At 44.3% G+C, this 11,757-nt stretch carries 9 protein-coding genes; 4 read left to right on the top strand and 5 right to left on the bottom strand.

Translation table 11 applies throughout. The features are described 5' to 3' along the window. Positions 1-168 precede the first annotated feature (168 nt). Positions 169-915, top strand: a complete 747-nt coding sequence (locus tag F4V45_RS00430) for an outer membrane beta-barrel protein (RefSeq protein WP_150336569.1) — start codon at positions 169-171, stop codon at positions 913-915. Continuing rightward, entirely contained in the window at positions 872-1,597 is a 726-nt protein-coding gene (locus tag F4V45_RS00435) for an ATPase (protein ID WP_246144959.1), read from the top strand. The genes F4V45_RS00430 and F4V45_RS00435 overlap by 44 nt, the downstream gene beginning before the upstream one ends. Before the next feature lie 200 nt (positions 1,598-1,797). On the opposite strand, the gene F4V45_RS00440 is transcribed toward F4V45_RS00435, so the two are convergent. Genes F4V45_RS00440 through F4V45_RS00455 form a run of 4 tightly spaced genes read right to left on the bottom strand, consistent with a single transcriptional unit; the run spans position 1,798 to position 8,691 of the window. After that, positions 1,798-2,451, bottom strand: coding sequence for a response regulator (locus F4V45_RS00440; protein WP_023928968.1), 654 nt, complete (start codon positions 2,449-2,451; stop codon positions 1,798-1,800). Further along, the gene (locus tag F4V45_RS00445) at positions 2,451-3,962 is read right to left on the bottom strand and encodes a sensor histidine kinase (protein ID WP_150336570.1); all 1,512 of its coding nucleotides are present in this window, start codon (positions 3,960-3,962) and stop codon (positions 2,451-2,453) included. The genes F4V45_RS00440 and F4V45_RS00445 overlap by 1 nt, the downstream gene beginning before the upstream one ends. Beyond that, positions 3,955-5,412, bottom strand: coding sequence for a coiled-coil domain-containing protein (locus F4V45_RS00450; RefSeq protein ID WP_150336571.1), 1,458 nt, complete (start codon positions 5,410-5,412; stop codon positions 3,955-3,957). The genes F4V45_RS00445 and F4V45_RS00450 overlap by 8 nt, the downstream gene beginning before the upstream one ends. Before the next feature lie 9 nt (positions 5,413-5,421). Beyond that, positions 5,422-8,691, bottom strand: coding sequence for a UvrD-helicase domain-containing protein (locus F4V45_RS00455; RefSeq protein WP_150336572.1), 3,270 nt, complete (start codon positions 8,689-8,691; stop codon positions 5,422-5,424). Positions 8,692-8,817: 126 nt separating this feature from the next. On the opposite strand from F4V45_RS00455, the gene F4V45_RS00460 reads away from it, so the two are divergent. After that, complete coding sequence (locus F4V45_RS00460; RefSeq protein ID WP_150336573.1) at positions 8,818-9,663, top strand: hypothetical protein; 846 nt, start codon at positions 8,818-8,820, stop codon at positions 9,661-9,663. A 73-nt stretch (positions 9,664-9,736) separates the two neighbouring features. After that, the gene (locus tag F4V45_RS00465; RefSeq protein ID WP_150336574.1) at positions 9,737-11,473 is read left to right on the top strand and encodes an OmpP1/FadL family transporter; all 1,737 of its coding nucleotides are present in this window, start codon (positions 9,737-9,739) and stop codon (positions 11,471-11,473) included. A gap of 2 nt (positions 11,474-11,475) precedes the next feature. On the opposite strand, the gene F4V45_RS00470 is transcribed toward F4V45_RS00465, so the two are convergent. Continuing rightward, positions 11,476-11,655, bottom strand: coding sequence for a hypothetical protein (locus F4V45_RS00470; RefSeq protein ID WP_150336575.1), 180 nt, complete (start codon positions 11,653-11,655; stop codon positions 11,476-11,478). Between the last annotated feature and the right edge of the window lie 102 nt (positions 11,656-11,757).

Below are 11,757 nucleotides of genomic sequence, written 5' to 3' on the forward strand. Positions count from 1 at the left end.
TGCGCTACAACAAAAAGATTTTTGCTTGATTACTTGTTTTTTTTTTTTTTTTTTTTTGATTACACTACGCAAAGTTTGGCAGTAGCACAAGAGCTAGCGTGGCAGCTAGAAGCAGAGCTACAAAGACAAAGCCAAGCAAACAACCAAACCAAGCAATAAGGAGAGATAATGAAAAAGCTTCTAACAACACTAGCTCTTACAGGAGCTTTGGCAAGCAGTATGCTAGCAGAGATAGAATCTAGTGTAGATTCTAGTAAAGAGTCAAAGGGATTTTGCCAAGGCAAGCATAGTAATACAGGCTGCTTTGTGGGGGTGAGTGTGGGGTTTGCTCCTGCTACTTCAAGGCTTGATTTTCAAACTAATGGTGAAACTTTTATCAAACAGCCCAAAAAAGAGAGCTTTAGCTTCCCCATAGCTTTTGATCTAGGGTATCAGTGGTATTTCGCGCAAAATTCTGGATTTCGCTTTAAAGGCTATATTGGCTATGAAAATTATAGTGCTAAGGATATGGAAGTTGTAGCATCGGGTGGGGCTGATCGATTAGAGACAGAGCTTGCCTCCCACGCTCTGCAATATGGACTAGAAGCACGCTATCTTTATGACTTTATCTATGGTGGAGCGCATACATTTGGTGCAAGCATTGGTGTAGGGTTTGAAGGCTCAAGTTTTTTTAATACCGCTACAATGCTCTTTGGTGGAGGCGAAGCGAGTAGATCAAATGCCTACACCAGAGCTACTTGGACAAGTGGTGTGGGCTTGCACTACTTCTACCACTCTCATCATCAAATCCTACTATCCTATCTATATAGAGGCTATACAGATGAGCTAAAAACTATAACAACCGAAGACCCATTTCTCAAAGTCTCTGCCTTTGCCAACCACACAATCCAGCTCTCCTACGCCTATAAATTCTAAGTCCTATCCCACCAGCTATGCTGGGGATAGCTACAATATTTCAGTATTTTGTGCTACAATCAATATGAAAAATGATTTGCAAGAAGCAAATACAATATATGGACAAAATAAAATGATTGCTCATAAAACAGCCTATATTTTTGCGGGTGTCAATGGCGCAGGAAAAAGCACGCTTTATTGGAATGAAGTTGAAAAAGGCGCAAGACTTGGGCAGAGAATCAATATTGATGAGATTGTCAGTAGCTTTGGTGATTGGCGTGATAGTAAAGATCAAGCACGAGCTGCACGCATTGCTTTAAAACTACAAAAAAGCTATATTGAGAATGGCGAGTCTTTTAATCAAGAAACTACACTTTGTGGCAAAGGTATTTTGCGACTTTTTGATCGATTAAAGAATCAAGGCTTTAGAATCTGTCTTTATTATGTGGGTGTGGATAGCGTGGAGATTGCAAAAGCGCGTGTGAAAATGCGCGTAGCAAAAGGAGGGCATAATATTGATGAAGTTCTTATTGAGCGACGATATAATGTTTCGCTTAAAAACTTAGCGCAAGTTCTACTATTTTGTGATGAAGTGTTTTTGTATGATAATTCAATAGAATTAAGAGAAATTGGACACATTATAAATGGCAAGGCGAGTTTCAAGCAAGTCAAGTGGCTAGAATCCTTAAGCTTGCAGGGATAAAGCAAAAATACCAGACAAATATACACATTTAAAGACAAATATCTCTTTCCTTAATTCTCCAAATAAACATCACTTAGAATCCACATCTTGCTACAATCTACCGCTTAATCACTCCTGCACGCGCAAGCCGATAAATAACCTTACGAGAAACCATCAATAATAAAGACGAAAAGTAGAATCTAAGCAGAAATAGCTAGAATCTAGCTGCCGGGCATATTGATACGATAGACTTTGTTGCGGATTTTGCTAAGTAGCCCCACTTCCATAAGCTGGTGGAATGTCTTTACAATCGTGGGCTTGCTTACATTAAGCTGCTCGATAATATCCTCATAAGAGCCATAAAACATATTATCCTTATCGCAATGCGTGAAAAGAAATTGGATAATCTCGATCTTTTTGCCACCTACAAATGTCGCAATCGCCCCAAGCAAGAGATTTTTATCGTGGATTTCTTGCGCTTGCAAGCGAGGCAAGATCGCTTTGTGCAGTGTAGAGAGCAGCTCTTTTACATCAATGGGCTTTAAGATATAGCCATCTACTTGCAAGCTTATGGCATCAAGCAAATAGCTCACTTCTGTATGAGCGGTAGCGATGATGATAGGACACTTCGCATTGTGCGAGCCTTGTCGCACGAGTCTTGCAAACTCTATGCCGCTCATTTTTGGCATAAGAATATCAGTCAAAATAATGTCAATATTGTGGGTGTTAAATATCTCTAAAGCTTGTGCGCCATTTTTAGCAAGCAGCACCCTACCCATATAGTCTTCTAGCACCATTGCAGTTACACGAGAGACATCTTCATTATCTTCGACATACAAAATGCTTAAGCCCTTTAGCTCTGCGAATTCTTGCATTAGTTATCCTGCTGAAAATGTAAAGGAAATCTTATCATAAAAATCGCGCCATAAAATTCCTGTGCTTTGGGCTCACACCACCACACACCATTGCGCACTTCTATGCTTCCGCCCATTTGTTTCTCCACAATTTGTCTAACCATATATAGCCCTATGCCTGTGCCGATGGATTTATGCTTAGTGGTGAAATATGGCTCAAAGATTTTATCAATATCTTTGAGCTTAATCCCACCGCCATTATCCATAATCTCAAGCAGCACAAAAGGCGTAGAATCACAATCTTGCTCCAGCTGCTTTAAAGTGATCTGCACCACGCCTTTTGGCGCATCTTCTGGGGCATCTTCTTTAGTGAAAATATCTTGGGAGTTTTTGATGATATTTAGCACCACTTGAGCAAACGCATTTTCATAGGCAAACATCTCTAAATCCTGCGTATAGGTAAAGAAAACTTCAATGTGATTTTGCTCCAAAGTTGGCTTAATCAAGCGGATAGAATCTTGTATGCTTTGTGTGAGTGAAAATCTCTCTCGGGTAAGATTTGGGCGGAAAAAGTTGCGGAAATTCTCAATCGTATCAGACATATTTTTGGCAATTTTTAGGGCAAACTCTGTCTCCTTTGCCACAAAGTCATCGGTAAGCTTTTGCTGCTCGTATTTAAGCTTAAAGCTTTGAAAGAGAATAATGAGTGAGTTAAGCGGCTGCCGCCACTGATGCGCGATATTTTGGATCATCTCACCCATTGAAGCAAGGCGCGCTTGCTGATACATAATTTGGTCTTTTTTGCGCGATTGCTCGATTTCATAGGCAATGGTTTTTTGCAAGTTTTCATTAGTTTGTTTAAGTGCGCTTGTTTGGGCATCAATAGTTTGCTGAAGCTTATGGTTGATCCCCCGCACAAAGCCCAGCACAAGCGAAGCGAAATACAGCGTCCCAAAGCTTACCAAAAATGCAAACACAAAAAGCAGCCACAATGTCGCATTATAAAGCGAGTCCGCGATCTTTGTAGCAAGAAGAGCGATAGTAATATCTGTCCGCACAAGCCCATCTAGCGTGGCGATAATTTGCGCAATATCACTTAGAAGCTCTGGCTCTTTGGGCTTTGGGCTTTTGCGCGCTTGATCATAAATCCTAGAATCTAGCTCTTTAATGAACTCTAGCTGCCTTTGGCGCAAGCTAGCGACCTGCTCGACTTCTTGGCGCAAAAATACTTGCTGGTAAAACTGCTTCAATGTAGCGATGATCGTGCGCTCATTTGGCTCACTTTTATACGCCTCCCAATTAGCTAGCACAATATTGTAGTCCAAAGTTTTGCTTGGGGTCGTAGCTAGCTCGTGGTAAAATGCTTGGATTTTCTGCAGGGAATAAGACTTTTGCAAGTGATTTGCTAGGCTTCTATCATACTCATCTTTTAGCCCAAAAAGAGCCAAAAACGCAATGACACACACGAGAAAAAACCCAAATGCAATGAAGAGCAGAAGGATTTTTGCTTGGGATTCAAAGCTTTTATGCATAATTATCTAATTCTGTAATGAGTGTTTGGATACATAGCTTTAGAGCGTGCAAGAGATTGGCAAAGCGGTGGATGCTGTGCTTGTTTTCTCTAGTGATAATAGCAATCTCTGCTTGGGCGTTTTTTTGCGTATTTTGCATTGCGTATTTTTCTTCTTGCAAGGTGGTGTTTTTGCTCTTTAGTATGGCGATAGAATCTAGTGTTTGGATCTTTTTTTGCAGGAGAGAGTTTATGATTTTTGTCATAGCATTGCGCGTTTCTATATCTGCTTTTTCATAGGCTTGACTTTGAAGCTTTTTGTCTTCATATTCTTGGCTTAAGGTGTGGATTTGCTCTTGCTTTTCTTGGATTGCTTCGTTATTTATGCGAGTTTCTTGCTCGATTGCAATAAGGCGTTTTTGCGCATCGGCGATGTTTTGTCGGTGCTTTTGTATAGCTTGGTTAATGTCTCTCTCAGAGTGTAGAATAAACTCAATATCACTAAGCCCCCAGATCTTAGAATCCACATCTTCTATCACAGGCACATAAAATGCTCTACCATTAAAGATCTTCTTACTCCCATCAAAAAACCCCACAAACTCGCGCGCCTTAGTATCCCCAGAATCTAAGCTGTGCAGCACTTCGTGTGCTATTTCTTCATAAATATGCTCGCGATTATCGCGGTAGGATTCTGCGCAATAGCAATTTAAAATGCGTGCGCTAAAACTCGTGCCCATAATGCCTTCAAGCTGCTTGGCAAGACTTTGGATATATAAGAAAGAAAACGCCCCTAAAAAATCCATAGGATTCATACTCATAAGCTTGCTAGTAATCAGCTCTTGTGTGATCTGCTTACAAAGTAGCTCCATATTGGTATCTTTGAGTGCTTGATTGATCCTTAGCTTTGTGGCTTCATCAAGGAGCGATTCTTTATGGGTGGATTTTTTCATCTCGCGGATTTGAGCATTATTTTGCACAAGCTCAAAGTTAAAATTCTTTACCAGCGGCTCCACATCGTGGAAAAATAATCCATCTCTATCACTAAGCCCTAGCACCTTTTTTAGCGCGCCTCGCACAATGTCTTTGGTGAAAGCATCATTAGGGGGCTTTATATCTTGCAGGGAGAGAAAAATCTCTTTTAAGCAGCTATTATCGCCACTTTTAAGCCGCTCTACATAATGCTGCTCATCAAGGAAGCGCACAAGGAAATCAATATAGGCATTTTTCTCGCGATTGATAATGCTGCATTTAATCGTAATCCCATTTACCCCAAAGAGCACAAGTGCTTTCATACCTCTTTGCGCCATAAAGTCCATAATCGCCTTGCGGATCGTATCTTTCTCCACTTCATTGCGCTTCAAAAGCTCTGCAAAAGCTGGCTGCAAACTTGCGATAAAATCATCAAAATTTTTCTGCGCTAAAAACTCTTTAGTCATAATATTGATAGATTCTAAGTAGAGTCCTTGGTTCATCAATCTCCTTTACTCGCCCTTGTGCGCCACCCAGCTTATAGAGTCGCGGACATAGGCGACATAGCCTTCATACTCCGCACTTGAGCCATACACACTGCGCAGGGCTTGTAGATAGCCTTGCACCTGCTCTAAGTGCTGCTCCTTTGGCTGACCGCTTTTATAGTCGATGACTACAAATGCTTCTTTATCACCCTTTTCACTTGCGCAAATCCCCAGCACATCAAGCCGCTTTAGCGCAGAATCTGTAAAAAGCGGCACTTCTGTGAAAAGCCGCACCACGCCATCTTTGCGCGCGCGCTGCTGTAAATCCAAAAGCCTTGAGTCGCACTCTAATGCAGCAAGGCGCGAGGTGATCTCCCCTAGCGCGCTAGATTCTAGCCCAAAATGGTAGCGTAAAATCTCTACTATACGCTCGCGCTCCACCCCAAAGCCCAGTCGATACTCTAGGGCTAAGTGCAGTGCCGAGCCAAAGCGCATACTAGCAACATCTAGGGCGAGACTCTCTTGCGCGCTTGTAGTGGGGAAATCTTGCTTGCCAAAATGCTCTTGGGTTAGCACTATGGGGCAGTGGGCGGGCTTTGGCTCTTTGTGCAAGCTTGGTAGCACTGCGCCTGAATCAAGCAAAACTTCCACGCTATAAGTGCCATTGCTAGAGCTAGGCGCGCTAGATTCTAGCTTATTAGATTCTAGCTTGGATTCTGCCAGATTAGATTCTAGCGAGCTAGAATCCATAGTAGATGTCTGACTAGATTCTAGGCTAGATTTTTGCGCACTAGCATTAGCTGGGAGATGGCGCAAGATCACATTAAATGCCGAAGAGTCATCATTAGTGGCTTTTGCCACGATGACAAGCCCCTTTTGCGCGCGAGTGCAAGCTACATATAAGACATTGTTCTCTTCTATGGTAGCTTGCACTTCGCGTAGCTCTCTAGCACGCTTATAGTTTTCATCAAGCTCTTTGCGCCTTTTATCCCGCCCTTCTAATCGCAGCAAAATCTCTTTATCTTGTGTGTGTAAAATCTGCGCAGAATCTGGCTTTTTCTTACTAAAGCGATCAAGCACCACCACATAGGGAAACTCCAAGCCCTTAGACTTATGGATCGTTAGGATTTGCAAGCCTTGCTGATTGTCATTTGGCGCATCAGGCGTGCTAACTTCTAGCATTGTAAAAAGCTCTTCAATACTAGAAGCCTCTATACTATACTCAAGCAGAAGCTGCGCGGCTTTATCCCAAGTGGCAAACTTATGCATAAATGCTAGCAGATAGGGGCTAGGCGCGCTCTCGTGCGCACAGGAGCTAAACGCTTCTATAAACCCCTGCGCTATGCCCTGCACCTCTTCTGTAGTGAAAGCCATCTCCCCCAAAAGCTTTGCTAGCTCATAGAGGTAGAATCTAGCTCCACTATCTGCAAGCAGCGCGCTAGAATCTAGCTTAGATTCTAGCTCTGCTACGCGGATATAAGCTACTAGCCTAAGCGCGCAGAGTAGGATTTTGACACTTATTTCATCAGTGATTTTTGCGCGCGCATTAAGCACGATATTTAGCTCCGGGAAGCGCGATTTAATCGCATTGCGCAGTGTTGCTGCTTCATCATTTTTAAAGCACAAAAACGCAATATCTTCAGCACTCACAGAAGATTCTAGTAGCTCTTCTAGCGTGCGCAGAGCATAGTCCAGCATCGCTGGCTCTATATCTTGCTTGCTTGTGGCTAGCTTGCCTGTTTTGGGGTTTGGGATTTGCAGGAGACTGGCACGCACAAAGCCGCCAAGTTTATCGCTCTGCTCAGGGAGCTGCTGGGGGATATAGTCGCTAAAGACTTCTGCAAACACCGCATTTACAAAGTTTATAATCTCGCTATATGAGCGGTAGTTATAAGGGAGATTTTGCACATTTAGCCCAAGCTCGCCCGCCACCTTGTCAAAAAACCCGCTCTCACTCCCACGGAATCCATAAATACTCTGCTTGCTATCCCCCACGATAAAAAAGCTCCTATGCTCCTTGCCGCGCACGCCAAAGCCCGCGCATATCTCATCAATGAGTGGCTGTAAGATTCTGTATTGTATAGGGCTTGTGTCTTGGAACTCATCAATTAAAATATGCGTGATTGTGGTATCTAAGCGGAAGTAGAAAAATGATGAGCCAATCACTGCGCCTTGACTATGCTCCCCTTGACTTTTGGTGTCGTTGTTGGATTCTAGGCTAGATTCTTGCACGCCTTGCACAAGCAGCCCATAAAGCTCTAGCATACAATCACTAAAGCTTAGCATATTGCTCTTGCATAGCGCGCTTTTACGCGCCCCTGCATAGCGTGTGATCATACGCGCGATATGCGAGAGTGTGGCGCGCTCTTGTAGGGTAAAAATCTCGCACACACACTGCTTTAGCTCGCTCACTCTCTCGCAGATTTGGGCATCTGCTGTGGCGTCTTTTTTAAGAATTGAGCCAAAGTATCTATACTCCCTTGGCTCATCTTTAGTGAGCCAAGTAATATCTCTTGTAAGAAAATCTTCAAAGCTGGCAAAACTTAGCGCATTGTAGCCATTAGGGGCTAAAGGCTTATCTATACGCTCCCCAGCATCAACTAGAATCTGGCGCATTTCTTGCAGCAAGCTCATCACGCGCTCTTGCTTGGCTTTTGCGCGCTCTAGCAAGGTGGCAGGATCTAGCTTCCTATATCGCGCAAGTAGAGCTTGTGAAAAGTGGATTCTATCTTCAAAGCACTGCTGCATAAAGCCAAGCAAGCTTGCAAACTCCAGCCCAAGCTGCATACAAACGCTCGCTAAAGATTCTAGGCTATCAAAGCGCGCACTAGATTCTAGGAAAAGCTCTTTAATCGTATCTTGCACGCTTTGCCCATCATTGATCATCGTAAAGTCCGCGCGCAGCCCCGCAAAATACGAAAACTTCTTCAACATCATTGTAAAAAGCGCATCAATAGTAAGGATACGCGCTCTATCGTGCAAAAATGCTTGATAGATTCTAGGGGCATTGCGCGCGATCTCTTGCGCGCTAAATCCCTGTGTGAGCAAGCTTTGGTAGATCGCTCCTTGCTTGCTGTGAGCTAGGTCATAGAGCGCGTTTTGGATACGCTCTTGCATTTCTTTGGTGGCTTTTTTGGTAAAGGTGATCGCTAGAATCTCGTGCGCCCTAGCCCCTTGAAAAAGCAAGATGATATAGCGCATAGCCAGCGCGAAAGTCTTGCCGCTCCCTGCGCTTGCTTTAAGAGCTAGCAGGGGAGCTTTAAGCGATGGGGCTTGATCTTTGGCGTTTGCGCTCATTATTTTCCTTAAGACAAGTATTAAAAGTGGAAGCTAAGCTTAGCTATGTCTTAATGTGTTAATTACTTATTATTATTGCCGATTTGGTATCATAGCAAATTTAGAGTAATCACAAAAGGAGTAACAATGCTTACCACTACGACAACAACCACAGCCAAATCCCTAGCCGCTCGCGCACTTTGTGTCGCACTTGGCGCAAGCCTTGTGTGCAGCCTAGCCTTTGGCGCGAAAGATCCAAACAAAGCCTACAAATCCCTAAAAAGCTCGCAAAGCTCTTTTACTAAGAATTTTGCAAGCGGCTCTATCGTCTCTGGCTCTACCTATGGCAGCACTAGTAAAAACGCCGCACGCCGCTGGTATATCTTCAACGAAGCAAGTGTGGGTGGCTCCTACACAACTTTGGGGCAGGCAAACTATGTCGCTGTCGATGTTGGCTACCACGCGTATTTGCGCACGATAGAATCCACTATCCTAGGGCTAAACTTCCTTATCGGTGCGGAGCTAAACTTCCCCATCTACTTGCAGGCACAAGGTAGCTCAAACATCATAGCCAACAAGCCTTTAGAGACCAAAGAGACTGCCCAAGCTGTGCAAGGCTGGGGGGTAGAGCTTCCAGCGATGATTGGCTTTGAGAAAAATGGATTCTACCTTGTGGGGCTTGTGGGCTATGCGTGGCAGTTTATGACAGATACTTACACACGAGTAAATGGCAGAGGCGAGCACCCAACCATTAAAACCAACTACGATGGGCTAATTTATGGTGCAGGAGTGGGCTACAAAGTGCGCAATGTGATCAACCTAGGCTTCCGCTGGACTATGGGCAATATGACAAACCGCAAAGCAGGCACGGAGTTTTCTCAAGGGGCGATCACTGATGGACTTGATCAAAGTGCGATTACCACGCAAACTGGGCGCGATATTTACAATATCGACTATATGAAGTTTATGGGCTTTGTATCAGTCGTATTCTAGCTATGCTATCATTCTAAGATTTCTTACTAGGGGGGGGGCTTAGAGATAGGAGGGGGATAGGATTAAAAGGTCTATGATACAACTCCCTAGACTACTTGCTCGTGTATGTCTCCTAGCTACTCTCTCTCTAGCAAACATCTATGCCAATGGCTTTAAAATCCAAGAGCAAAGCTTAAATGCCACCGCCCTTAGCTCTGCATATATCGCAGGCGCACGCGGAGCAGATGCGAGCTACTACAATCCTGCAAATATGGGCTTTAGCAACGACTGGGGGGAAAACAAAAGTGAGTTTGAGCTAGCTACCTCGCTCATCAATATCCCGGGCTTTAACTTCGATGTCGCCACGACAAATCAAGGGCTGTATTCGAAGACGACTTTGCAATTTAACAAAGGAGGTATGGTAGAACAAATAACAGATCCTAATAATATTATGGGCAAGGTAGTTATGGGGATTTTACCAGAGCTTGCGGATTTGAAAAAGCCCATTATCCTAGAGCACTCCACCCCAGATTCTCAAATTGTAACCGGTGGCACTGGCGATACTGCCCTAGCTGTGCCAAAGATGTTTTATAAATCCCGCACGATGCATGGCATCACCTTTGGCGGTAGCTTTGTGGCTAGCTCTGGGCTAGCTATGCAGTGGGCAGGGAAGGGCGGAGAGTTTCTCCAAGATGTGTTTATTATGATGGTAGAGGCGAGCCCTAGCGTGTCCTGGACAATCAATGATCGCCTATCCTTTGGCTTTGGCTACCGCGTGATGTATGCAATGGGCAGCTTTAATAATGTCGTGTATGTCCCGCTAGATGAAGCAGGCACAGGGATCCAGCTTGATAAAGAGCAGATCAAAGATCTCTCCAAGCACCCAGAAGCCCTACAAGCACTAATCCCAGAATCCATCAAAAAAGGCAATATAGGAAAGTTACTTAGCGATCCGGTTATATCAGCGATCGCAAAAGTATTTGGCGTAGATCTCAAAGTAGAAAACTGCAATACAGGTGGTATAGAATGCGTAAATTGGGGCGCACTAATGGGCGATGTGGTGAGCGAGAAAACAAACCTTTTTGGCACTTCTAAAGTCTATCAAAAATCTGAGGGCAAGGATCTCTCCACAGGATTCCGCCTAGCCGCTTCACTGCGCGTGTTTGATAATGGTATGGCAAGTGTGGTGTATAACTCTCCGGTCAAGTTTGATATGAAAGGCAAGGTTGAAGCGACCACCTATGTCGGCGGGGCGATGGGCAATGTGCTTACCATAGCAGATCTCAATATCGCTGTGCAAATGCCAGAGATTTTGACCCTAGCCTATGCGCACGAGTTTTTCAATAGACGATTGCGCTTAGAGGGCGTGTATGAGCGGACATTTTGGAGTCGGGGGTTTAAGTTTAATGTCTCACCAGATTTTGCTAATGCCAAGTATCAAGGCTTAAGCGGGCTTGTCGCGCTGCCTGATGTCTTTAATAGCGAAACGCTTAAAAATATGGTAGGCATAGCGAACTTTGGCGTGGTGAGCAATATGGGGGCTGGCTGGCGCGATACCAACACTTTCCGCATAGGCGCGACTTATAAGACGCCCTTTATCCGCCTTATGGCGTCGGCTGCCTATGATGCAGCACCTAGTGCGCAGGATAAAATTGGAATCCCGGATTCTGATGGCTTTATGGTGGGCTGTGGGGCGAAAGTCAATCTAAGGGGCTTTGATCTAGGGCTAGCTGGAAGCTGGACTTATAAGCAGTCTATGAGCTCGCTCTATCATAGTGGGGGACTTGGGGGGCTCTTTATCTACACGGCATCACTAGGCTATCGCTGGTAAGGTTAGCACATCGCCCTAGAATCTACTTTCAAAGGATTCAGCTTGCGGGCTAGAATCGTGGATTGCTTCATCTCACTGCGTCGATAGACCTCTAGTCTTATCTCCTTGCTCGCCTTGCAAAACCACAATTCTAGCCGCGCAATCTTAGAATCCCAAAGCGGTGATGAAACAAGCCTAAACACCCACAACCCCGCCGCAATTCTTAGAATCGTTTTACTCTAAAACTAACTTCAATCCTAGAATCCACATTTATGATATGCTACACTACTCTCTTGCATATCCTA

The organism is Helicobacter canis (assembly GCF_008693005.1).
Lineage (GTDB): Bacteria > Campylobacterota > Campylobacteria > Campylobacterales > Helicobacteraceae > Helicobacter_B > Helicobacter_B canis.